Source organism: Ideonella sp. WA131b, from assembly GCA_023657425.1.
GTDB lineage: Bacteria > Pseudomonadota > Gammaproteobacteria > Burkholderiales > Burkholderiaceae_C > Rubrivivax.
On record JAGTJW010000001.1, the window covers coordinates 2,046,473 to 2,070,465 of the forward strand.

Below are 23,993 nucleotides of genomic sequence, written 5' to 3' on the forward strand. Positions count from 1 at the left end.
GCCCTCAGCGCTGCCGGGCGTCGCGGTTTCGGTCGCCCACCTGCACCTTCAGCGTCAGCGCCTGGCCGCCGCGCTGCACCACCAGGGCCGCCGTGCTGCCCGGCTCCAGCGCTGCCACGGCAGCGAAAAGGTCGCTCGCTGTGCGCACCGGGCGTGAGGACACCTGCACCAGCACGTCGCCCGGCCGCAAGCCGGCCTTGGCGGCCGGGCCGTTCTGCAGCACGCCGGCGACCAGCACGCCGGTCTTGACCGGCAGCGCCAGGCTCTCTGCCAGCTCGGGCGTGATCTCGCGCGGCTCCACGCCGATCCAGCCGCGCCGCACCTCGCCGCCCGCGATGATCTTCTCCATCACGCTGCGCGCCGTGTCCACCGGCACCGCGAAGCCTATGCCCATGCTGCCGCCGCTGCGAGAGAAGATGGCGGTGTTGATGCCCACCAGAGAACCGGCCGCGTCGACCAGCGCGCCGCCGGAGTTGCCGGGATTGATGGCGGCGTCGGTTTGGATGAAGTTCTGGAACTGGGAGCCGGCGCCGGTGCGGTCGAGCGCGCTGACGATGCCCGAGGTGACCGTCTGCCCGACGTTGAACGGGTTGCCGATGGCCAGCACCGGATCGCCCACGCGCAGCGCGCGCACGTCGCCCAGGGGAATCACGGGCAGCGCGCCGGGCAGTTCGATCTTCAGCACGGCGATGTCGGTCTCCGGGTCGGAGCCCACCACGGCAGCCGCGGCGCTGCGGCCGTCGACCAACTGCACCTCGATCTGGGTGGCGTTCTCGATGACGTGGTGGTTGGTGAGCAGGTAGCCCTCGGGGGCCACGATGACGCCCGAGCCCAGGCCCAACTGGCGGCGGCTCGGGTTCCCAAAGTACTCCTCGAACCCGGGCACGCCGGCGTGAGGGTCGGCATCGCCGCGCTGGGCCCCTTTGGTGGCCATGATGCTGACCACCGCCGGCGCTGCGCGCGCGGCGGCAGCCGCAAAACTGCCGTGCAGGCCTGCCGCGCTCGACGACGCCAGGGCCGGGGCGGTGGCCTGGATCAGCGTCGGCGCCGGCAAGGGCACGCGGCCACCCGGCAGCCACTCGGGCTTGAAGGTCAGCACCACGAACAGCACCGCCACGGCCACAGTAACGGCCTGGGAGAAGACGAGCCAGCTGCGGCGCATGGAGTGGGGCGGAAGAGGGTGGGACGGGTGCAGCCCGAGCCGCGGCCTCAGAATGGCCGCATGACGACACTCAAGCATCTCGAGGCGCACCTGAACGCGATGCTGTGCCCCGACGCCTTCAAGGATTATGGGCCGAACGGTCTGCAGGTCGAGGGGCGTTCCGAGGTCCGTCGGGTGGTCTCGGGGGTCACCGCGAGCCGGGCGTTCATCGACGCCGCCATTGCCGATGGTGCCGACGCGCTTTTTGTGCACCACGGTCTGTTCTGGCGTGGGCAGGATGGCCGTCTTACCGGCTGGCTGGCCGAACGCGTCAAGCGCCTGATGCGCGCGGACGTGAGCCTGTTCGCCTACCACCTGCCGCTGGATGCCCATGCCGAATACGGCAACAACGCCCAGCTCGGCGGCCGACTGGGCCTGACGGCCGATTCGCGCTTCGGCGAGCAGCAGCTGGGCTTCTTGGGCCCTGCGGCGGCGCACGCCAGCCTGGCCGCGCTGGTGGCCGCGGTGCGCGCCGGCTTGAACCGCGAGCCCGTCGTGGTGCCGGGCGACGGCCGGCGGCTGGCGCGCATCGCCTGGTGCACGGGCGCGGCCCAGGGCTACTTCGAGGACGCCATCGCGGCCGGGGCCGATGTCTTCGTCACCGGCGAGATCAGCGAGCCGCAGGCCCACCTGGCGCGCGAAACCGGTGTGGCCTTCATCGCCGCCGGGCACCACGCCACCGAGTGTTTTGGGGCGCCGGCGCTGGCGGCCGCGGCCTGCGCCGAGCTGGGGCTGGAGCACCGCTTCATCGAGATCGACAATCCGGCATGAGCAACACGCCGCTGCTGGTCACCATGGGCGATGCCGCCGGCATCGGTCCTGAGCTCATCGTGAAGGCCTTCATGCAGGGCGAGTTGACCGACGCCGTGGTGCTGGGCAGCGTCGACGTGATGCGACGCTGCGGCGCGCCGATGACGGCACGCATCGAGGCCCCGGCCGACGTCGCTGCCGTGCCGCGAGGCTGTCTCGCCGTGCTTGAGCCCGCAGGCCTGCCGCCCGGACTGGCGGCGCTGCCCTGGGGGCAGGTCAGCGTGGCGGCCGGGGCCGCCGCCGCACGCTGCATCGAGGCCGCCGCGGCGTGGCTGGGGCGCGGCCAGGGCGCCGCCCTCGTCACGGCGCCGGTCCACAAGGAGGCGCTGGCGGCGGCAGGGGTGCCGTTCCCCGGGCACACCGAGATGCTGCAGGCCCTGGCCACGCCCGCCGGCGCCGTGCCGCCGCCGGTGCGCATGATGCTGGCCAACCCGGAGCTGCGCGTGGTGCTGGTCACCATCCATGTGGCCTTGCGGCGTGCGCTGGATCTGCTGGACCTGCAGACGGTGCTGTCGACGATCCGCATCGCCCATGCGGCGGCGCGGTCCTGGGGCCAGCCGGCGCCTCGCATCGCGGTCGCCGGGCTGAATCCGCATGCCGGCGAGGGAGGGCTGTTCGGCGACGAGGAGATCCGCTTCATCGCGCCGGCTGTGCAGTTGGCCCGCGCCGAGGGCATCGATGCGCAGGGCCCGTTCGCCCCCGACACGGTGTTCATGCGCGCACGGCGCGGGGCCTTTGACCTGGTGGTGGCGATGACGCACGACCACGGCCTGATCCCGGTCAAGTACCTCGGCGTCGAGCAGGGCGTCAACGTCACGCTGGGCCTGCCCTTCGTGCGCACCAGCCCCGATCACGGCACGGCCTTCGATATCGCCGGCCGGGGCCTCGCCGATCCGGCCAGCCTCGTGGCCGCGCTGAGGATGGCGCGGTCGCTGGCGCGCGCTTAGGGGAGCGTGGGCATCGCCCTTCCTGGCTTCGACGAAGGTCGTGGCCGTCTGCCCCGACAAGGCAATGAAGTGGTTGTTGAACTCGAGTCCGCCCATGATCTTGCCGATAAGGGGCATGACCGAAATCTTGCCCGGCTCGGGCGCGATGCCCGCGACGAGACCCTATGCGGCGCGGGCGTGGTGCGTCAACCGAAGCCGGGCCGTGACGCGGAAGCGGCGTCAGGTCGGCGCAGGGTGGTCGGCTAGAATCCCGGGTTGACCCTGTAGACCCATGGCTCCCGAGTGAGCCCCTCGAGGAACAGCATGAGCGGCACCACCACCGAGGCCGTCGCCGGCGGCGACATCGACAAAAGCAAGCGCACCTGGATCGCCATCGCCGGCTGTGCAGGCGCCGTGGGCGGCGTTGCGGTGGCGGTGCCCTTCGCCAGCACCTTTGCCCCGTCGGAGCGCGCACGGGCGGCCGGCGCCCCGGTCGAGGTGGACATTTCCGGGCTTGAGCCTGGGCAGATGCTGCGTGTCGAGTGGCGTGGCAAGCCGGTGTGGGTGGTTCGCCGCACGCCCGAGATGCTGGAGTCGCTCAAGAAGACCGATGGACAGGTCGCCGATCCGCAGTCGGCCCGCACGCAGTACCCGACCCCGGAGTACGCGCGCAACCAGTGGCGTTCAGTCAAGCCTGAGTTCTTTGTCGGCGTCGGCATCTGCACCCATCTGGGCTGTTCACCGAGCGACCGCTTCGCGCCTGGCCCGCAAGCCTCGCTGCCCAACGACTGGCTGGGCGGCTTCTTCTGCCCTTGCCACGGCTCCACCTTCGACCTCGCCGGCCGCGTGTTTCGCAACATGCCCGCGCCGGACAACCTTGAGGTGCCGCCGCACATGTACCTGTCCGACACGCGACTGCTGGTCGGCGAAGACCAGAAGGCCTGACGCCCCGCGCCAACGCCCCGCCCAAGCCACGCACTGCTGCAGCAAATCCGAAGTCCGAGGACACGATGGCTGAATTCAAGGAAGCCCCGGCCGGCGCGCCGATGGGGCAAAAGCTCCTGACCTGGGTCGACAACCGCTTCCCGGCGTCCAAGCTCTACAAAGAGCACCTGTCGGAGTACTACGCCCCGAAGAACTTCAACTGGATGTACTTCTTCGGCTCGCTGGCGATGCTCGTGCTGGTGATCCAGATCGTCACGGGCATCTTTCTGACGATGCACTACAAGCCCGACGCGAACCTGGCTTTCGCCTCGGTCGAGTACATCATGCGCGACGTTCCCTGGGGCTGGCTGGTGCGCTACATGCACTCCACCGGCGCCAGCGCGTTCTTCATCGTCGTGTACCTGCACATGTTCCGCGGCATGCTGTACGGCAGCTACCAGAAGCCGCGCGAGCTGATCTGGATCTTCGGCGTCGCCATTTTCTTGTGCCTGATGGGCGAGGCCTTCATGGGCTACCTGCTGCCCTGGGGCCAGATGTCCTACTGGGGCGCCCAGGTGATCATCAACCTGTTCGCCGCGATTCCCTTCGTCGGCAACGACCTGTCGATCCTGATCCGCGGCGACTACGTCGTCGGCGACGCCACCCTCAACCGCTTCTTTGCGCTGCACGTCATCGCGTTGCCGCTGGTCATCGTGGGGCTGGTGGTGGCGCACATCATCGCGCTGCACGAGGTGGGCTCCAACAACCCTGACGGCGTCGAGATCAAGGCCAAGAAGGACGCCTCCGGCAAGCCGCTGGACGGCATCCCGTTCCACCCGTACTACACGGTGCATGACATCCTCGGCGTCAGCGTGTTCTTGCTGCTTTTCTCGGCCGTGGTGTTCTTCGCGCCGACGATGGGTGGTTTTTTCCTCGAGTTCAACAACTTCAGCCCGGCCGACCCGCTGAAGACCCCGGTGCACATCGCGCCGGTGTGGTACTTCACGCCCTATTACTCGATGCTGCGCGCGGTGACGACGCCGTTCGTCAACGCGCTGGTCGTGCTGGTGCTGGTGGGCGGCGTGGTGGGCTACCTGTTCGCCGGTCTCAAGGGCATGTGGCGATTCGCGCCGATGGCCGCGGCCATCGGCGGAGCCGGCCTGCTGATGGCCTTCGACCCCAAGTTCTGGGGCGTGGTCGTGATGGGTGCGGCGGTGCTGATCCTGTTCCCGCTGCCCTGGCTGGACCGCAGCCCGGTGCGCAGCATCCGCTACCGCCCGACCTGGAACAAGTGGCTTTACGGCGTGTTCGTCGTCAACTTTGTGGTGCTGGGCTATCTGGGCATCCTGCCGCCCACGACGATCGGTACGCTGGTGTCGCAGGGCGGCACACTCTTCTACTTCGGTTTCTTCCTGCTGATGCCGTGGTGGAGCCGCCTGGGCGAGTTCAAGCCCGTGCCCGACCGCGTGGTGTTCCAGCCGCACTGACCCGATCCCGAGCATCCATCATGAAGCGACTACTCCTCGTCCTGCTCGCCGCGTTCACTTGGTCCGGTGCCGCCGTCGCTGCCGGTGCAGGCCTCGTGCCCTGGGACCGGTTCGATACCAAGCGCGTCACCGACGTGGCAGCGCTGCAGCGCGGCGCGCAGCTGTTCGCTAACTACTGCCTGAACTGCCATGCCGCCGGGTTCATGCGCTACAACCGGCTGCGCGACATCGGCCTGACCGACCAGCAGATCAAGGAAAACTTCGTCTTTACTGGCGCCAAGGTCGGCGACCTGATGACGAACTCGATGACCCTGGCCGACGCCAAGGACTGGTTCGGAGCGGCGCCGCCCGATCTGACCTTGATCGCGCGCTCGCGCGCCGGCTTCGGCCAGGGTGCCAACAGCGGTGCCGATTACATCTACACCTTCCTGCGCACCTACTACCGCGACGACACCAAGGCCACCGGCTGGAACAATGCCGTGTTCCCGAACGTCGGCATGCCCTTTCCGCTCTGGGAACTGCAGGGTCAGCAGCGGGCCGTGTTCGAGACGCAGGCCGACCCCCGCGATCCAAGCAGGAAGATCGAGCACCTCAAGGGGTTCGAGATGGCCAAACCCGGCTCGATGACCGAGGCCCAGTACAACGAGGCGGCGGCCGACCTGACCGCCTTCCTGTTCTGGATGGCCGAGCCGGCCGCCACGAGCCGCGTCCGCATCGGCGTGTGGGTGATGCTGTTCCTGGCGGTGTTCATCGTCATCGCCTGGCGTCTGAACGCGGTGTACTGGAAGGACATCAAGTAAGCCGGCTTGGCCCCGCGCGGCGCGCGGGGCTCCTTGCGCAGTGGGGGGCGCCCGGTCACCCACTGCGTTTTGCTTTTTTCCACGAGCGCGTCGCACCCGCCGGCCGGTGCCGCAATCCGACGCACAATCTCGACTGAAGACGATGAAAGGCCCCCAGCCATGATGGTGCTCTACTCCGGAACCACCTGCCCCTACTCGCACCGCTGCCGATTCGTGCTGTTCGAGAAGGGCATGGACTTTGAGATCCGGGACGTCGACATCTTCGCCAAGCCGGAAGACATCGCACTGATGAACCCGTACAACGAGGTGCCCATCCTGGTGGAGCGCGACCTCATCCTGTACGAAAGCCACATCATCAACGAGTACATCGACGAGCGCTTCCCGCACCCGCAGCTGATGCCCGGCGACCCGGTGGCGCGCGCACGGGTTCGCCTCTTCCTGTTCAACTTCGAGAAGGAGTTGTTCAGCAACGTCAACCTGCTCGAGGGCCGTGGCGTCAAGGCCACCGAGAAGCAGCTCGAAAAGGCGCGCGAGCAGATCCGCGACCGCCTGACGCAGCTGGCGCCGATCTTCCTGAAGAACAAGTACATGCTGGGCGACGACTTCAGCATGCTCGACGTGGCCATCGCGCCCCTGTTATGGCGGCTGGACTACTACGGCATCGACCTCAGCAAGAACGCGGTGCCGCTCCTGAAGTACGCCGAGCGCATCTTCTCGCGCCCGGCCTACATCGAGGCGCTGACGCCGTCCGAGAAGGTCATGCGCAAGTGACGGATCGCCTTCGCTGATCTTCCACTCCGAGACCATGGCCGGCCTCACCGACAACCCGGGCAGTTCGACCCGCCCCTATCTCGTGCGTGCGCTGCACGACTGGTGCACGGACAACGGCTTCACGCCCTACATCGCGGTGCACGTGGGGCCCTCGGTGCAGGTGCCGATGGAGTACGTGAAGAACAACGAGATCGTGCTCAACGTCAGCTTCGAGGCGACGTCGAACCTGCGTCTGGGCAACGACTTCATCGAGTTCAAGGCGCGCTTCGGCGGCGTCACGCGAGAGATCATCGTGCCGGTGGAGCACGTCGTGGCCATCTACGCGCGTGAGAATGGTCAGGGCATGGCCTTTCCGGTCCCGGCGGCGGCCGGTGCGGCCTCGGCCTCCGCCGCGGACGAGCCGGTTCCTGCCGAGCCCACGCGTGGTCTTCGTCTGGCCCGCTTCGAGCCGGCGCCGCCTGCCGACCCGGAAGATCCGCCCCCCGCGCCGCCTGGCGGCGAGTCGCCGCGCCCGGCCCTCAAGCGCATCAAGTGACCGCCTGCCACGACGGCGGCGCTTCGCAACCTAGAATCTTCCACAGTCCGGTCGGGCACGCCGGCTTAGCTCAGTTGGCAGAGCACCCGCCTTGTAAGCGGAAGGTCTTCGGTTCGATTCCGAAAGCCGGCACCACCCGTGCCGATGCGGCCCGGGCTGCTCAGCGCGGCGGTGCCAGCTTCACCCGAAGGGTGCGTGGTGCATGCCCAGCATTGGCCAGGGCAGCCTCGAGCTGCGGTACACACTGACGCAGTTTCGCTGCCGCGCCGGCCTGCTTGACGAGCAGGATCCAGGTCGTGTCGTCCAATGGTCCGGCTTCGACCGCATCGCGCAGCCCGAGGGGCAGCACGGGTTGGACACAGGCCAGGCGGGCCCGAGAATCCCGCACCCGCTCCAACAGCGCGCCCAGCGCCTCGTGCCGCGCGAGCGCCGTGCCCACGGCGTGCGTGGCCCACGGGGGGGCTGGCGAACCCGGCAGGTGTGGTGACCGTCCCATGGAGGAAGTCTAGCGATGCAGGTGCTCATCACCCACGGCAGCATGGCCCGGACGCGCGTGCTTCACCTTTCGCGCTGGCAGATCGCGCTGGCCGCCGCTGCGCTCGTGGCTTTGCTTTTGGCCGTGTCCGGCAGCGTCTACCACCTGGTCTTCCTGAAGGCAGCGCGCGAGGGGTGGCCGGTGGTGGCGCCTCTGGTGCGGCTGATCGTGCGCGACGAAATTGCCCAGCGCGAGCGCTTCATGCGCGACAACCTCGACGCCATCGCTCAGCGCGTGGGTGAGATGCAGGCCAAGTTGGTGAAGCTGGAGTCCATGGGCGACCGTGTCGCCGGGCTGGCCGGCCTTCGCAGCGACGAACTGCGTCCGGCGCCAACCCCCGCCGCACCCGGGGCGTCGGCGCCGGCTGCCGCGCCCGCCTCGGCCCGGGGCGGCCCCTTCGTACCGGCGCGGCGGGCCAGTCTCGCGCAACTTCAGCAGGGCGTCGAACTTCTTGGCGAGGCCGCAGACTGGCAGACCGATGTATTCACCTGGTACGAGTCGCGCCTGCAGGAGCGCCGCCTTGCGGCGCTGCTGGTGCCCAGCCAGGAGCCTGTCGATGTGCCGGCGACTTCGGGATTCGGCTTCCGGACCGATCCGTTCAACGGGCGCCTGGCTTTGCACGCGGGGCTGGACTTCCCGGCCGAGCCCGGCACGCCGATCGTGGCCGCTGCCGGCGGCATGGTGGTGGCGCGCGACTGGCACCCGGCCTACGGCAACCTGCTGGAGATCGACCACGGCAGCGGTCTGCTCACACGCTATGCCCATGCGCAGACGCTGGAGGTGCCACTGGGCGCTCTCGTGCGGCGCGGCCAGCGCATCGCCACCGTCGGCAACACCGGCCGATCGACGGGGCCGCACCTGCACTTCGAGGTCCTGGTGGACGGTGTGCCGCAGGACCCGGCGCGCTTCCTGGCCGGCGGCGCCGGCACCCCGGCGCTGCGCATGGCACCAGCGCCGTTCGCCCAACCGCCGCGGCCCCGGCCGCGGTCTGCACCCGCTGCGGCCGCAAGGAAGACAGCCGCAGCAGGCCCTGGGCAATGAACCCCCGGTGATACCATCCGCCGGTTTTGCCGTCGGCAACCCCACGTGGGCTTGCGGGCGGCGCGGGCGTCCCCACCTGATCGGGCCTCGACGACTCACCAGTCCCCGGCGGCCTGCGCGCCCTGGCCCGCCGACGAACCAGCGCCTCCCATGCTCCCCAAGTTCCTGACCCAGATTTTTGGCAGCCGCAACGAACGCCTGCTCAAGACCTACCGGCGCACGGTGGAGCAGATCAATTCCTTGGAAGGCGGCCTGGAGACGCTCTCCGACACAGAACTCGCCGCCAAGACGGTGCAGTTTCGCGAGCGCATCGCGCAGGGTGCGACGCTGGACGACCTGCTGCCCGAGGCCTTCGCCGTCGTGCGCGAGGCCGGCAAGCGCACGTTGAAGATGCGCCACTTCGACGTCCAGATGCTCGGCGGCATGGCGCTGCACCACGGCAAGATTGCCGAGATGCGCACCGGCGAGGGCAAGACACTGATGGCGACGCTGCCGGTGTACCTGAATGCGCTGTCGGGCAAGGGCGTGCATCTCGTCACGGTCAACGATTATCTCGTGCGCCGCGACGCCGAGTGGATGGGCCGCATCTACAGCTTCCTCGGCCTCACCGTCGGCATCAACGTGCCGGGCATGGACCGCGCAGAGAAGCAGCAGGCCTTCTCCGCCGACATCACCTACGGCACCAACAACGAGTTCGGCTTCGACTACCTGCGCGACAACATGGTGCAGGACCTGCGCGACCGCGTCGCCCGCGGGCTGAACTTCGCCATCGTCGACGAAGTCGACTCCATCCTCATCGACGAGGCACGCACGCCGCTCATCATCTCCGGTCAGGCCGAAGACCACACCGAGATGTACATGCGCATCAATGGCATCGTGCCCGCGCTCAAGAGGCAGATCGGCGAGGCCGACCCGCGCACCGGCGAGGGCGTCATCGAGCCGGGCGACTTCACGGTCGACGAGAAGACCCACCAGGTCTACCTCACCGAGAGCGGCCACGAGAAGGCCGAGCAACTGCTCTCCCAGGCCGGGCTGCTGCCCGATGCCGCGAGTCTGTACGACCCCTCGAACATCGCGCTGATGCACCACGTGTACGCGGCGCTGCGTGCCCACCACCTCTACAACCGCGACCAGCACTACGTGGTGCAGGGCGGCGAGGTGATCATCGTCGACGAGTTCACCGGCCGCCTGATGACGGGACGGCGCTGGAGTGACGGCCTGCACCAGGCCGTCGAAGCCAAGGAAGGCGTGCAGATCCAGAACGAGAACCAGACCTTGGCCTCGGTGACCTTCCAGAACTACTTCCGCATGTACACCAAGCTGGCGGGGATGACGGGCACGGCCGACACCGAGGCCTTCGAGTTCCAGGAGATCTACGGCCTGGAAACGGTGGTCATCCCGCCGAACCGGCCGACCATCCGCAAGGACGAGAACGACCTCATCTACAAGACGTCGAAGGAACGCTACGACGCCGTCATCGAGGACATCCGCGACTGCCACGGACGTGGCCAGCCGGTGCTGGTGGGCACGACGAGCATCGAGAACTCCGAGCTCATCAGCGGCCTGCTCGCGAAGGCCGGTCTGCCGCACCAGGTGCTCAATGCCAAGCAGCACGCCAAGGAGGCCGAGATCATCGCCCAGGCCGGCCGGCCGAAGATGGTGACGATCGCCACCAACATGGCGGGTCGCGGCACCGACATCGTGCTGGGCGGCAATGTCGAGAAGCAGATCCAGTTCCTGGAGGCCGACCCGAGCCTGCCGGACGCCGAGAAGCTGGCTCGCGCGCAACAGCTCAAGGACGAATGGCAAAGCCTGCACGAGCAGGTCAAGGCCCTGGGCGGCCTGCGCATCGTGGCCACCGAGCGCCACGAGAGCCGGCGCATCGACAACCAGTTGCGCGGCCGCTCCGGGCGCCAGGGCGACCCCGGCGCCAGCCGCTTCTACCTGAGCCTGGACGATTCGCTGATGCGCATCTTCGCGGGGGACCGCGTGCGCGCGATCATGGACCGGCTCAAGATGCCCGAGGGCGAGGCCATCGAGGCCAGCATCGTCAACCGCAGCATCGAAAACGCGCAGCGCAAGGTGGAGGCCCGCAACTTCGACATTCGCAAGCAGCTGCTCGAGTACGACGATGTCGCCAATGACCAGAGAAAGGTCATCTACCAGCAGCGCAGCGAGATCCTCGAGGCCGCCAACCTGGACAGCACGGTGAGTGGCCTGCGCCACAGTGCACTCGAAGGTGTGGTGCGCCTGCACGTGCCCGTCGAGAGCCTGGAAGAGCAGTGGAACCTGCCCGAGCTCGAGCGTGAGCTGCGCGAGGAATGGCACCTCGAGATCGGGCTGCAGGCCGAGGTCGAGAGCAGCGAGTCCATCACCGACGAGGACATCCTCGCCCGCGTGCTGGCCGCGGCCGACGCTGCGTTCGAGGCCAAAGTCGAGCTGGTGGGTGTCGAGCAGTTCACGCCCTTCATGCGCGCGGTGCTGCTGCAGAGCATCGACAGCCACTGGCGCGAGCACCTCTCAGCGCTGGACTATCTGCGCCAGGGCATCCACCTCCGCGGCTACGCCCAGAAGAACCCCAAGCAGGAATACAAGCGCGAGGCCTTCGAACTGTTCGGCCAACTGCTTGACGTCGTCAAGCGCGACGTCACGCGGCTGCTCATGACGGTGCGCATCCAGAGCCAGGCCGAGGCCGCTTTGGCCGCGCAGGAGCTGGAGCAGCAGGCTGCGCGACTGGCCAACGTCACCTACACCCACCCCGACGAGAGCGGCCAGCCGGTGCAGGAGGCCGATGCCGGCGGCCTGCTCGGTGAAGCCCCGGTGCCGCGAGTCGGTCGCAACGATCCCTGCCCCTGCGGCAGCGGCAAGAAGTACAAGAACTGCCACGGTCGCCTGGCCTGAGCTGCGCGCCATGCCGGTCAACCTGCCACCCCTGGATCCGGTGTCCCTGCACGCCGTGCCCGGTGTTCGCATGGGTGTGGCCATGGCCGGCGTGCGCAAGCCGGGCCGGCGCGATCTGGTGGTGTTCGAACTTGCCGAAGGCAGCGCCGTGGCCGGCGTGTTCACGACCAACCGCTTTTGTGCCGCGCCGGTGCAGATCTGCCAGCAGCGCCTGGCCGAGGGCCGGGCCGTGCGCGCGCTGCTCATCAACACCGGCAACGCCAACGCCGGAACCGGTGCCGACGGCCTGGCGCGCGCGCAGCGCAGCTGCCGGGCGCTGGCCGCCCTGCTGGGTGTCGGTGCCGAGCAGGTGCTGCCGTTTTCCACCGGCGTGATCATGGAGACGCTGCCGGTGGAACGCATCGAGGCCGGCCTGCCCGCGGCCCTGGCAGCACGGCGTGCCGACGGCTGGGCCGAGGCCGCCGCAGGCATCATGACCACCGACACGCTGCCCAAGGCCGCGTCGCGGCAGATCGATATCGATGGCCGCACAGTCACCGTGACCGGCATCGCCAAGGGCGCCGGCATGATCCGGCCCAACATGGCCACGATGCTGGGTTTCGTGGCCACCGATGCCGCCATCGCTCCGGCGGCGCTGCAGCAGCTGGTCCGCGAGGCGGCCGACCTCAGCTTCAACCGCATCACGATCGACGGCGACACCAGCACCAACGACTCGTTCGTGCTGGCGGCCACGCAGCGTGCCGGCCACGCGCCCATCGAGCAGCTTGACAGCGCCTCTGGCCGCGCGCTGCGCGAGGCCGTCGTGGCGGTCTCGCAACAGCTGGCGCAGGCCATCGTGCGCGACGGCGAGGGCGCCACCAAGTTCATCACCGTGCAAGTACAGGGCGGCCGTGACGAGGCTGAGTGCCGGCTGGCGGCCTATGCCATCGCGCACTCGCCGCTGGTGAAGACGGCGTTCTTCGCTTCCGACCCCAACTTGGGCCGCATCCTCGCTGCCGTGGGCTACGCCGGCATCGCCGACCTGGACCAGGGCCTGATCGACCTGCACCTCGACGACGTGCATGTGGTCGAGCGTGGCGGCCGCAAGCCCAGCTACCGCGAAGAGGACGGCCAGCGCGTCATGAAGCAGGCCGAGATCACCATCCGCGTGAACCTGCACCGCGGACCCGCCGAGACGACAGTCTGGACTTGCGACCTCAGCCACGACTACGTCAGCATCAACGCCGACTACAGGTCATGAGCTCCTCTCCGGAGTGCCTGCTGCTGCGCACCGTTCCAGGGGGGCAAGGCCAGCAGCCCGGCATCGGCGGTTCTGCGGCGTCCGCTTGAGGGGGCACCTCGCTGCGCCGTCTGCTGCCTCGACTGCCGCCGGGCGACCTGTTGCGCGACCGGGCTTATGCGCGGCTCTTCGGCTCCATCCTCACCGCCAGCTTCGGAAACCAGGTGATGATGCTGGCGCTGCCGCTGACCGCGGCGGTGCTGTTGAAGGCCACGCCGCTGCAGATGGGGCTGCTCACGGCCATCGAGTTGCTGCCCTTCCTGCTGTTCAGCCTGCCCTCGGGCGTGTGGCTCGACCGCGTCCGCAAGCTGCCCGTGTACGTGGTGGGCGAACTCACCGTGGCCGCTTGTGCCCTGAGCGTGCCGCTGGCCTGGTGGGCAGGTTGGCTGTCCATGCCGTGGCTGTATGTCATCGGCTTCGTCATCGGCAGCGTGCACACGGTATCGGGCTCGGCGGCGCAGATCGTGCTGACGCAGGTGGTGCCGCGCGAGCGCTTGGTGGAGGCCCACGCCAAGAATGCCCTGGCGACATCGGGCTCTGAGGTGATGGGCCCGGGCCTGGCCGGGTTGCTGATCAAGGCCTTTGGCGCGCCGCTGGCGATGATCGTCAACGCCGTGCTGTTGATCGGCTCGGCACTCATCCTCAAGGGCCTCCGCGTGCACGAGCGCCGCGAGCCGCGCCCCGAGGGCAGCGACACGCTGGCGCACTTCTGGCGTGACCTCGTGCTCGGCGTGCGCTTCTGCGCCGGCACGAGGCTGCTGGTGGTGCTGGCCGTGCTGATGGGCGTGTGGCAGATGGCGCACTACGCGGCGCTGGTGGTGCAGATCCTGTTCGCGACGCGCACGCTGGGCTTGAGCGAGCAGGCCGTGGGCCTGTGCTACATGGGCATGGGCGTGGGCACCATCGTCGGCAGCGTGTATGGACGGCGCCTGAGCCATGCGCTGGGACCCGGGCCTTGCCTGGTGGTGGGTTACGCCATCACCGGCAGCGGCTGGCTGATCCTGGCCGTGGCCCCGGCCAACGCCTGGGGCGTGGCGGCGTTTGCGCTGATGCTCATGATGTTCACCACCGGCGCGGTGTTCATCTTCATCAACTTCCTGGCGCTGCGTCAGGCCGTCACGCCCGAGCCGCTGCTGGGCCGCATGACGGCCACGATGCGCTGGCTCACGCTGCTGGCCGCCGGCCCGGGCGCGCTGCTCGGCGGCTGGCTCGGCGAACACGTGGGTCTGCGCGCGGCGCTGGGCTTTGCCGGCGTGACGACGCTGTCGCTGGTGGTGCTGGCCTGGCGCTTGCCCATCATCCGCAGCCTGCGTCATCTGCCCGAGCCCGAGCGCGAGAGCGAGTGGCTGGGCCTGGAGGCCGATGTGCGGCCGGCCGGCTGAGGCCGGCGTTCAGTCGAGCACGAACTCGCCCCCGGCCGCCGGGGAGAAGCGGTCCACCGCATCGGTGATGATGCCGTGCACGCCGAGTGCGACCAGGCGGCGCGCACCGGCGGGGTCGTTGACCGTGTAGCAGAGGGACCGCAACCCGAGGCCGTCGAGCGTTTGCTTCAGCGCGGCGTCCATGACGTGGTGGTTGGTCACCACCGCCACGACGTGCAGCCGGCGGGCCACGGCCTCCCAGCCGTCCCACAGTCTGTCCAGCAGCAGCGCACGCGGCACCGCGGGCGCGGCCTCCAGAGCGCCTTCCAGCGCCTCGGGCTCGAACGAGCTGAACAGCAGCGGGCTGGCGCCGGGCCAGCCGTGCTCGGCGCACCAGGTGCCCACCGTGCGGCCGGTTTCGTGCGCCTGCCCCGGCGTGGGCTTGATCTCGATGTTCAGCGCGTAGGCGTTGCGCTGCACGTAGGCGGCGATGGTGGCCAGGCTGGGCAAGGGCTCGCCCGCGTAGGCGCGCGAGTGCCAGCCGCCGGCATCGATGCGCGACAGCTCGGCCCAGGGCCGGTCGCCTGCGGTGCCGCGCTCGGGCGTGGTGCGTTCCAGCGTGGCGTCGTGCAGCAGGAAGGGCACGCCGTCGGCGCTGAGCTTCACGTCACACTCGAAGGCGCGATAGCCATGCGCAGCACCGACGCGGAAGGCGGCCAGCGTGTTCTCGGGCGCCAGCTTGCCGGCACCGCGGTGTGCGATCCATCGCGGCAACGGCCAGGGCTTGGTCAGGTGCTCAGCCATCGACGCGCTGCCCTGTGGCCGGATCGAACCAGTGCAGCCGCGCCACCGGCGCAGCGAGCTGCAGCACCTGCCCCGTGCGCGGCGGCACCAGCGTGCCGTCGATGCGCAGCGTGAACGCGCTGCCGCCGAGCCGCCCGTACACGAGCCGCTCGGCGCCCAGCATCTCGATCAGCTCCACCTCGAAGGGCCAGCCGTCGTGCTCCACCACCTGCGCGTGTTCGGGCCGCAGGCCCAGCAGCAGCGCGCCTGTGCGAGGCGCCGGGGCGGGCAGGGCCAGCGTGTGCTCGCCGACCATGAAGCGCGCGCCCTCGGCTGTGCCGGCCAGCAGGTTCATCGGCGGGCTGCCGATGAAGCCGGCGACAAACGTGGTCTGCGGCCGGCCGTACACCTCTTCGGGCGTGCCGATCTGCTCGATGCGGCCGGCGTTCATGACGATCATCCGCTCGGCCAGCGTCATCGCCTCGACCTGGTCGTGCGTGACGAAGAGCGAGGTGACGCCCAGCTCTCGGTGCAGCTTCTGGATCTCGAGCCGTGTCTGCGCGCGCAGCTTGGCGTCGAGGTTGGACAGTGGCTCGTCGAACAGGAACACCTGCGGCTGCCGAACGATGGCGCGCCCCATCGCCACGCGCTGGCGCTGGCCGCCCGAGAGCTGCCGCGGCTTGCGGTCGAGCAGGTGCGAGAGCTCCAGCGTCTTGGCGGCCTTCTCGACACGCGCCTTCACCTCGGCCTCGGGCAGCTTGCGGATGCGCAGGCCGTAGGCCATGTTGTCGAAGACCTTGAAGTGCGGGTACAGCGCGTAGTTCTGGAACACCATCGCGATGTCGCGCTCACTCGGCTCGACCCCGTTGACGACGCGGCCACCGATGGCGATCTCGCCGCCGCTGATGGCCTCCAGGCCCGCCACCATGCGCAGCAGCGTGCTCTTGCCGCAGCCGCTGGGGCCAACGATGACGACGAACTCGCCGTCGGCGATCTCGGCGTCCACGCCGTGGATCACGGGGTTGGCGGTGGCCCCGCTGCCGTAGCGCTTGACCACCTGGCGCAGGCTGATCGCTGCCATTCGTGTGTATGCCTTCCTACTTTTCCGAGTCGACCAGGCCCTTGACGAACCAGCGCCGCATCAGCACCACCACCAGCGCAGGCGGCAGCACCGCCAGCAGCGTGGTGCCCATGACCTGCGGCCAGTCGGTGGTGGCATCGCCGGTGCCGATCATCTTGGTGATGCCCACGACGATGGTGTCCAGGCGGTTGTCGGTGGTGATGAGCAGCGGCCAGAGGTACTGGTTCCAGCCGTAGATGAAGAGGATCACCGACAGGGCGGCGATGTTGGTGGCCGACAGCGGCAGCACCACGTCCTTGAAGAAGCGCAAGGGGCCGGCGCCGTCGATGCGCGCGGCCTCCACCAGCTCGTCGGGGATGGTCAGGAAGAACTGCCGGAACAGCAGCGTGCCGGTGGCGCTGGCGATCAGCGGCAGCGTCAGGCCCGTCATGCTGTTGATGAGGCCCAGGTCGCTGACGACCTCGTAGGTGGGCATGATGCGCACCTCCACCGGCAGCATCAGCGTCAGGAAGATCAGCCAGAACGCCAGCATACGGCCGGGGAACTGGAAGAACACGATGGCGTAGGCCGACAGCAGGCTCAAGGCGATCTTGCCGGCGGTGATGATCAGCGCCATCAGCAGGCTGTTCCACATCATCTGCCACACCGGCGGGCTGAGGTAGGTGCCCTGCAGGCCCTGCAGCAGGATGGTGCGGTAGGTGTCGAGGCCGTGCGGGCCGGGCACGATGGGCATCGGTGCCTGGGCCACGTCGGGCGCCGTCAGCGTGCTCGCCACGAACGCGATGTACAGCGGAAAGGCCGTGACCGCGATGCCCAGCCACAGCACGGCGTGCGCCAGCCAGGCCAGGCCGGGGCGCAGCGGGTCGGCAGCGGTGGGTGCTGCGGCGCTGCTCATCCGTAGTGCACCCGCCGCTCGACGAAGCGGAACTGCAGCACCGTCAGCGCCACCACCATCAGCATCAGCACCACGCTCTGTGCGGCGCTGCCGCCGAGGTCGAGGTTGTGCACGCCGTCCTTGTAGACCTTGTAGACCAGCGTTTCGGTGGCCGCGGCCGGCCCGCCCTGCGTGACGGCGCTGATGACGCCGAAGGTGTCGAAGAACGCGTACACCAGCCCGACCACGAGCAGGAAGAAGGTGGTGGGCGACAGCAGCGGGAAGACGATCGTCCAGAAGCGGCGCAGCGGGCGCGCGCCATCGATGGCCGCGGCCTCCAGCAGGCTCTTCGGAATGCTCTGCAGCCCGGCCAGGAAGAACAGGAAGTTGTAGGCCACCTGCTTCCAGGCCGAGGCCAGGATGACGAGCCACATGGCATCAGACCCGTCGAGCGTGGGGTTCCAGTCCACGCCCAGCGCCTTCAGCCACCACGCGAGCACGCCGATGGAGGGGTTGAACATGAAGAGCCACAACACGCCGGCCACCGCGGGCGCGATGGCGTAGGGGATCAGCATCGCGGTGGTGTAGGCCACCGAGCCGCGCACCACGCGGTCGGCCATCACCGCCAGCAGCAGCGCCGGCACCATGGCCAGCACGGTGACCGCGGCCGAGAAGTAAAGCGTGCGCCAGAAGGCCTGCACATAGCCTTCGTCGGCGAACACGGCGCGGAAGTTCTCCAGCCCCACGAATTGCACGCTGGTGCCGAAGGCGTCCTGCTGCAGCACGCTCATGTACAGCGCCTGACCGCCGGGCCAGTAGAAGAACACCAGCGTCACCGCCAGCTGCGGGGCCAGCAGCAGCCAGGGCAGCAGCTTGTGCGGGAAGACAACGCGACGTTGCATGGGCCAGTATTGCCGGCGGGTGTGGCTGGGGCCGGCCGTGTCACGCGGGCCCGCGCACACGGCGCGGGCCCACCCGTTCGCGCTGAGCCTGTCGAAGCGCCCGTGGTCCCTGGGCCTTCGACAAGCTCAGCCCGAACGGGTGGCGGGGCGGCAAAGGGCTTCGAAAGCTGCCGCCTGAGGGCTGCTTCTTCAGCCTGCGGTGCGCTCGAAGGCGCGCAGCAGCGCGTTGCCGCGGCGCTCGGTGTTGCGCAGCGCATCGGCCGGGGTCTGGCGTCCCTGCAGCGCCTTCTCGACCTCTTCGTGGAAGACGTCGCGCACCTCCGTCCAGCGGCCGAAGCGGTAGCCGTTGGTGTTGTCGCCCTTGGCGGCGTTGATCAGGCTGAGGATCGGCACATCGCGGCCCGGGTTCTTGGCGAAGAAGCCCTCGTCCTGCATGGCCTTGAACGCGCTGTTCGTGGCCGGCAGGAAGCCGGTGGTCTTGGCCCACTCCGTCATCACCCGGTCGCTGCGCAGGAAGTTCAGGAACTGCGCGACGCCGCGGTACTCGGCCGCGCTGCGGTTGGGCGCGCTGAACACCCACAGCGAGGCCCCGCCGATCGTCGTGGCGTACGGTGCGCCCTTCACGTCGGGCCAGTGCGGCAGCTGCGCGGTGCCGAAGGCGAACTTGGCGTCGCGTGCGATGGCCCCAAGGCCGCCGGAGCTCTGCGTGAGCATCGCGCACTCACCGCTGATGAACTTGGCCGCGGCGTCGTTGCTGCGACCACCGTAGTCGAAGCTCTTGTCCTTCTGCATGTCGACCAGCGCCTGCAGCTGGCGCTCGAGCAGCTTGTTGTTGGCCAACGTCAGCGACGCGCCGAGGCCGCCGCGGCCGTTGCCCTGGGTGCCGAAGGCGATGTTGTGGCGCGACGCGAACTGCTCCAGCATCACCCAGGCCATCCAGGTGGTGGTGTAGCCGCAGGCGGCGGCGTTGGTGCTGCGGATCTTCTTGGCGGCCTCGATCAGCTGCGGCCAGGTCTGGGGCGGCTTCTCGGGGTCGAGACCGGCCTTCCGGAAGGCGTCCTTGTTGTAGAACAGCACGGTGGTGCTGACGTTGAACGGCATCGACAGCAGATCGCCGTTGGGCATGCCGTAGTAGCCGCGGGCCGGAGCGATGAAGTCGGCCGGGTTGAACTGCAGTCCGGCGCGCTTGAACACCTCGCTCACCGGCACCACGGCACCCTTGGCATGCACCATGTCGCCGCTGCCGGCGTCGAACATCTGCATGATGTGCGGCGGGTTGCCGGCGCGGAACGCGGCCACGGCGGCGGCGCGCTGCTCCGGGTACTGGCCCTTGAACGACACCACGACGCGGTACTCGTTCTGCGTCTTGTTGAAGTCCTCGCCGAAGCGGGTGAGCAGCTCGCCGCCCTGGCCGGTGAGGCCCATCCACATCTGGATCTCGATCGGGCGCTGCTGGGCGGTGGCGGGCAGGGCGACGGCAGCCGCCAACGTGGCCGCCAGGGCGGCACGGCGCAGGGGCAGGAAAGGGTTGTGAACTCGCATCGGGATCTCCTCGTTGGGGCGGTCGGGCGGGCGTCTCGCGGTGCAGCGCGCCGCCACGGCCGGCGCGAGTGTGGGCGCGCCGGATGACAGTTGTGTTTCTCGCGGAGCGCGCCCTTGCCCGCAATCCGGGATAGCCCGTTCGGCACGCACCGGAGACCTTGCCTTCAGTGCGCATCGCCCCGGCGCCGTCATGGCGGGGGCTTCGACTAGCATTAACCCTCGTTGCACTGCACAGACACCAGCCTGGCGGCCGTTTGCCTGTGCGTCAGCTGCGGCCCGCAGCCCCGAGCCCCTCATGAATGCCCCTCAAGCCCTGCCCACCCCCGCTGCGCTCGCCGCTCTCGAATCCGCGCAGACCGCAGACGCCGTCCGGCTGCGCGAGATCCCCTACAACTACACCTCGTTCTCCGACCGCGAGATCGTGATCCGGCTGCTCGGGCGCCGGGCCTGGGAGGTCCTCCAGCAGCTGCGCGAGGAGCGCCGCACCGGCCGCAGCGCGCGCATGCTCTACGAGGTGCTGGGCGACATCTGGGTGGTGCAGCGCAATCCCTACCTCGAGGACGACCTGCTCGAGAACCCGAAGCGCCGGCAACTGCTGATCGACGCCTTGCAGCACCGCCTCGCCGAGGTCGCCAAGCGCCGCACGCCGGCCGACGACGCGGCGCGCGACGCGCGGGTGGGTGAGCTGCTGGACGCCGCGCGCACCGCGGTCGAGGCCTTCTCGGTGCGCTTCCGCGCCGTCTGGGACCTGCGCCGTGCCACGCGCCGCGTGCTCGGTCGCGCCACGGCCAAGGACAACATCAAGTTCGATGGCCTGTCCCGCGTGAGCCACGTGACCGACGCCACCGACTGGCGCGTCGAGGTCCCGTTTGTCGTGCTCACGCCCGACACCGAGGCCGAGATGGCCGCGCTCGTGGCCGGTTGCGTGGAGCTCGGCCTGACGATCATCCCGCGCGGCGGCGGCACGGGCTACACCGGCGGTGCGGTGCCGCTGACGTGGAAGAGCGCCGTCATCAACACCGAAAAGCTCGAGGCCATGAGCGAGGTGGAGATGATCACGCTGCCCGGTGTGTCGCACCCGGTGGCCACGGTGTACAGCGAGGCCGGCGTCGTCACGCAGCGCGTGGCCGATGCCGCCGAACGCGCGGGTTACGTCTTCGCGGTGGACCCCACCAGCGCCGAGGCCAGCTGCATCGGCGGCAACATCGCCATGAACGCCGGCGGCAAGAAGGCCGTGCTCTGGGGCACGGCACTCGACAACCTCGCCAGCTGGAAGATGGTCACGCCGCAGGCCACCTGGCTGGAGGTTGTTCGCCTCGACCACAACCTCGGCAAGATCCATGATGCGCCCGTGGCCCGCTTCGAGCTGCGCCACTACGACGCCACCGGCAAGAAGCTCGAGCGCACCGAGCGGCTCGACATCCCAGGCTCGGTGTTCCGAAAGGAAGGCCTGGGCAAGGACGTCACCGACAAGTTCCTGGCCGGCCTGCCCGGCATCCAGAAAGAGGGCTGCGACGGCCTCATCACCAGCGCGCGCTGGATCGTGCACCGTATGCCGCAGGCCGTGCGCACGGTGTGCCTGGAGTTCTTCGGCAGTGCGCGCGAGGCCGTGCCCAGCATCGTCGAGATCAAGGACTACCTGTTCTCGCTGCGCGAGCAGGGCGTGCTGCTGGCGGGGCTGGAGCACCTGGACGACCGTTACCTCAAGGCCGTGGGCTACGCCACCAAGAGCAAGCGCGTGGTGGGAGCCAACGCCCGCGCCGGCCTGCCCAAGATGGTGCTCATCGGCGACATCGTCGGCGACTCCGAGGACGCCGTGGCCCGCGCCACCAGCGAGGTCGTGCGCATCGCCAACTCGCGCAGCGGCGAGGGCTTCGTGGCCGTGAGCGCCGACGCGCGCAAGAAGTTCTGGCTCGACCGCAAGCGCACGGCGGCCATCGCCCGCCACACCAACGCCTTCAAGATCAACGAGGACGTGGTGATCCCGCTGCCGCGCATGGGCGAGTACACCGAGGGCATCGAGCGCATCAACATCGAGCTGAGCCTGCGCAACAAGCTTGAGCTGGTGGAGGCGCTGGAGGCGCTGTTTCGCCAGGGCAGGCTGCCCCTGGGCCGCAGCGACGACGCGCAGGAGATCCCGGGTGCGGAGCTGCTAGAGGACCGCGTGCAGCAGGCCCTGCAGCTGCTGGCCGAGGTGCGCGGCCTGTGGCAGCAGTGGCTCGACGGTCTGGACGTGCCGCAGCCCAACGGCGACGGCACGCCCGGCGAGACTTTCTTCGCGCAGCTCCAGGACTGGCGCCTTCGCGCCAGCTGGAAGCGCCAGATCCTGCAGCCGCTGCAGCAGATCTTCGCCGGCAGCGCCTTCAAGCCGCTGCTCGACGAGTGCCGGCGCATCCACGGCGAGGTGTTGCGCGGCCGCGTGTGGGTGGCGCTGCACATGCATGCCGGCGACGGCAACGTGCACACCAACATCCCCGTCAACAGTGACAACTACGCCATGCTGCAGACGGCCCACGAGGCCGTGGGCCGCATCATGGCGCTGGCGCGGCGCCTGGGCGGCGTCATCAGCGGCGAGCACGGCATCGGCATCACCAAGCTGGAGTTCCTGACCGACGAGGAACTGGCTTCGTTCGCCGACTACAAGCGCCGCATCGACCCCGAGGGCCGCTTCAACAAGGGCAAGCTGCTGCGCGGTGCGATGGACGGCGCCTGGTCGGCCGACCTCTCGGCCGCCTACACGCCGAGCTTCGGGCTCATGGGCCACGAGTCGCTGATCATGCAGCAGAGCGACATCGGCGCCATCGCCGACAGCATCAAGGACTGCCTGCGCTGCGGCAAGTGCAAGCCGGTGTGCGCCACCCATGTGCCGCGCGCCAACCTGCTGTACAGCCCGCGCAACAAGATCCTGGCGACTTCCCTGCTGATCGAGGCCTTCCTCTACGAGGAGCAGACGCGCCGCGGCGTGAGCATCAAGCACTGGGAGGACTTCGAGGACGTGGCCGACCACTGCACCGTGTGCCACAAGTGCGAGAGCCCGTGCCCGGTGAAGATCGACTTCGGCGATGTGTCCATGAACATGCGCAACCTGCTGCGCAAGATGGGGCAGAAAAGCTTCCGGCCCGCCGCCGCATTCCAGTCCTGGTTCATCGGCACCACCAGCCCGCAGGCCATCCGCATCGGCCATGCGGTGACCGACCTGGGCTTCAAGACCCAGCGCCTGGGTCATGACCTGCTGAAGATCGCGGCGCGGAAGCAGACCAGCGCACCCCCGGCCAGCCTGGGCGCTGCCCCGCTGAAGGAGCAGGTGATCCACTTCATCAACAAGAAGATGCCGGGCGGCCTGCCCAAGAAGACGGCACGGGCGCTGCTGGACATCGAGGATCGCGACTACGTGCCCATCATCCGCAACCCGGCCTCCACCACGGCCGACACGGAGGCGGTGTTCTACTTTCCCGGCTGCGGGAGCGAGCGGCTGTTCAGCCAGGTGGGCCTGGCCACCCAGGCCATGCTGTGGCATGCCGGCGTGCAGACCGTGCTGCCGCCCGGCTACCTGTGCTGCGGCTATCCGCAGCGCGGCAGCGGCGAGTTCGACAAGGCCGAAAAGATCATCACCGACAACCGCGTTCTGTTCCACCGCGTGGCCAACACGCTGAACTACCTCGACATCAAGACGGTGGTGGTGAGCTGCGGCACCTGCTACGACCAGTTGCAGGGCTACCAGTTCGACAAGATCTTTCCCGGCTGCCGGATCGTCGACATCCATGAGTACCTGCTGGAGAAGGGCATCACGCTGCCCGGCAGCGCGGCCGGCGGCTACCTGTACCACGACCCTTGCCACAGCCCGATGAAGCAGCAGGAGCCGATGAAGACGGTGAAGGCCCTGATGGGCGAGCAGGTGCTCGAAAGCAAACGCTGCTGCGGCGAGAGCGGCGGGCTGGCCACCAACCGGCCCGACATCTCCACCCAGATCCGCTTCCGCAAGGAAGAAGAGATCCGCGCCGGCGAGGCCGCGCTGCGCACCCGCGGCGCGGTGGGGGCGCAGGACAACATCAAGGTGCTGACTTCCTGCCCCAGCTGCCTGATGGGCCTGAACCGCTACCAGGACGACCTGAAGTCCGGCCTGCTCGAGGCCGACTACATCGTCGTCGAGATGGCCCGCGTGATCCTGGGGGAAGACTGGCTTCAGGCTTACGTCGCCAGGGCCAATGCCGGCGGCATCGAGCGCGTGCTGGTTTAATCG

19 protein-coding genes and 1 tRNA gene are annotated in these 23,993 nt (G+C 68.9%); 13 read left to right on the plus strand and 7 right to left on the minus strand.

From position 1 onward, the window contains the following. Window positions 1-4: 4 nt before the first annotated feature. Window positions 5-1,162 (minus strand): trypsin-like peptidase domain-containing protein, encoded by a 1,158-nt coding sequence (locus KA711_09460; protein ID MCM0609207.1) that lies wholly within the window; start codon window positions 1,160-1,162, stop codon window positions 5-7. Window positions 1,163-1,222: 60 nt separating this feature from the next. On the opposite strand from KA711_09460, the gene KA711_09465 reads away from it, so the two are divergent. The 8 genes from KA711_09465 to KA711_09500 all read left to right on the plus strand — a co-directional run bounded on the left by KA711_09465 (window position 1,223) and on the right by KA711_09500 (window position 7,589). Then, window positions 1,223-1,972 (plus strand): Nif3-like dinuclear metal center hexameric protein, encoded by a 750-nt coding sequence (locus KA711_09465; protein ID MCM0609208.1) that lies wholly within the window; start codon window positions 1,223-1,225, stop codon window positions 1,970-1,972. A gap of 23 nt (window positions 1,973-1,995) precedes the next feature. Next, window positions 1,996-2,958 carry a 4-hydroxythreonine-4-phosphate dehydrogenase PdxA gene (gene pdxA / locus KA711_09470; GenBank protein ID MCM0609209.1) on the plus strand — a complete coding sequence of 321 codons (963 nt, stop codon included), beginning with the start codon at window positions 1,996-1,998 and terminating at the stop codon, window positions 2,956-2,958. A gap of 303 nt (window positions 2,959-3,261) precedes the next feature. Beyond that, window positions 3,262-3,882 carry a ubiquinol-cytochrome c reductase iron-sulfur subunit gene (gene petA, locus KA711_09475; protein ID MCM0609210.1) on the plus strand — a complete coding sequence of 207 codons (621 nt, stop codon included), beginning with the start codon at window positions 3,262-3,264 and terminating at the stop codon, window positions 3,880-3,882. Between the two features lie 65 nt (window positions 3,883-3,947). Next, window positions 3,948-5,348: a cytochrome bc complex cytochrome b subunit gene (locus tag KA711_09480; GenBank protein MCM0609211.1), complete on the plus strand. Its 1,401-nt coding sequence runs from the start codon at window positions 3,948-3,950 to the stop codon at window positions 5,346-5,348. 20 nt (window positions 5,349-5,368) lie between these two features. After that, a complete protein-coding gene (locus KA711_09485; GenBank protein MCM0609212.1) occupies window positions 5,369-6,148 on the plus strand; it encodes a cytochrome c1 in 780 nt (259 codons plus the stop codon). 159 nt (window positions 6,149-6,307) lie between these two features. Further along, window positions 6,308-6,919, plus strand: a complete 612-nt coding sequence (locus tag KA711_09490; GenBank protein ID MCM0609213.1) for a glutathione S-transferase N-terminal domain-containing protein — start codon at window positions 6,308-6,310, stop codon at window positions 6,917-6,919. Between the two features lie 34 nt (window positions 6,920-6,953). After that, the gene (locus tag KA711_09495; GenBank protein ID MCM0609214.1) at window positions 6,954-7,454 is read left to right on the plus strand and encodes a ClpXP protease specificity-enhancing factor; all 501 of its coding nucleotides are present in this window, start codon (window positions 6,954-6,956) and stop codon (window positions 7,452-7,454) included. A 59-nt stretch (window positions 7,455-7,513) separates the two neighbouring features. Then, a tRNA-Thr gene (locus KA711_09500) sits at window positions 7,514-7,589 on the plus strand. Window positions 7,590-7,614: 25 nt separating this feature from the next. Here the strand turns inward: KA711_09500 and KA711_09505 are convergent. Then, on the minus strand, window positions 7,615-7,893 hold the full coding sequence (locus KA711_09505) for a hypothetical protein (GenBank protein MCM0609215.1): 279 nt from the start codon (window positions 7,891-7,893) through the stop codon (window positions 7,615-7,617). Between the two features lie 72 nt (window positions 7,894-7,965). Between KA711_09505 and KA711_09510 the strand changes: the two genes are divergently transcribed. From KA711_09510 to KA711_09525, 4 genes are all read left to right on the plus strand, one after another. Further along, the gene (locus KA711_09510) at window positions 7,966-9,030 is read left to right on the plus strand and encodes a M23 family metallopeptidase (GenBank protein MCM0609216.1); all 1,065 of its coding nucleotides are present in this window, start codon (window positions 7,966-7,968) and stop codon (window positions 9,028-9,030) included. A 150-nt stretch (window positions 9,031-9,180) separates the two neighbouring features. Then, window positions 9,181-11,931 (plus strand): preprotein translocase subunit SecA, encoded by a 2,751-nt coding sequence (gene secA, locus KA711_09515; GenBank protein MCM0609217.1) that lies wholly within the window; start codon window positions 9,181-9,183, stop codon window positions 11,929-11,931. A gap of 10 nt (window positions 11,932-11,941) precedes the next feature. Then, window positions 11,942-13,171, plus strand: coding sequence for a bifunctional glutamate N-acetyltransferase/amino-acid acetyltransferase ArgJ (argJ, locus tag KA711_09520; GenBank protein ID MCM0609218.1), 1,230 nt, complete (start codon window positions 11,942-11,944; stop codon window positions 13,169-13,171). A gap of 101 nt (window positions 13,172-13,272) precedes the next feature. Continuing rightward, the gene (locus KA711_09525) at window positions 13,273-14,592 is read left to right on the plus strand and encodes an MFS transporter (protein ID MCM0609219.1); all 1,320 of its coding nucleotides are present in this window, start codon (window positions 13,273-13,275) and stop codon (window positions 14,590-14,592) included. 9 nt (window positions 14,593-14,601) lie between these two features. Here KA711_09525 and ugpQ read toward each other — a convergent pair whose 3' ends face one another. The 5 genes from ugpQ to ugpB all read right to left on the minus strand — a co-directional run bounded on the left by ugpQ (window position 14,602) and on the right by ugpB (window position 19,753). Continuing rightward, window positions 14,602-15,375, minus strand: coding sequence for a glycerophosphodiester phosphodiesterase (gene ugpQ / locus KA711_09530; protein ID MCM0609220.1), 774 nt, complete (start codon window positions 15,373-15,375; stop codon window positions 14,602-14,604). Beyond that, a complete protein-coding gene (locus KA711_09535; GenBank protein MCM0609221.1) occupies window positions 15,368-16,435 on the minus strand; it encodes a sn-glycerol-3-phosphate import ATP-binding protein UgpC in 1,068 nt (355 codons plus the stop codon). The genes ugpQ and KA711_09535 overlap by 8 nt, the downstream gene beginning before the upstream one ends. A gap of 16 nt (window positions 16,436-16,451) precedes the next feature. Then, window positions 16,452-17,330, minus strand: coding sequence for a sn-glycerol-3-phosphate ABC transporter permease UgpE (gene ugpE / locus KA711_09540; protein MCM0609222.1), 879 nt, complete (start codon window positions 17,328-17,330; stop codon window positions 16,452-16,454). Further along, window positions 17,327-18,211: a sn-glycerol-3-phosphate ABC transporter permease UgpA gene (gene ugpA, locus KA711_09545; GenBank protein MCM0609223.1), complete on the minus strand. Its 885-nt coding sequence runs from the start codon at window positions 18,209-18,211 to the stop codon at window positions 17,327-17,329. The genes ugpE and ugpA overlap by 4 nt, the downstream gene beginning before the upstream one ends. A 189-nt stretch (window positions 18,212-18,400) precedes the next feature. Beyond that, window positions 18,401-19,753: a sn-glycerol-3-phosphate ABC transporter substrate-binding protein UgpB gene (gene ugpB, locus KA711_09550; GenBank protein MCM0609224.1), complete on the minus strand. Its 1,353-nt coding sequence runs from the start codon at window positions 19,751-19,753 to the stop codon at window positions 18,401-18,403. 295 nt (window positions 19,754-20,048) lie between these two features. Between ugpB and KA711_09555 the strand changes: the two genes are divergently transcribed. Then, window positions 20,049-23,990: an FAD/FMN-binding oxidoreductase gene (locus KA711_09555; GenBank protein ID MCM0609225.1), complete on the plus strand. Its 3,942-nt coding sequence runs from the start codon at window positions 20,049-20,051 to the stop codon at window positions 23,988-23,990. Window positions 23,991-23,993 lie beyond the last annotated feature (3 nt).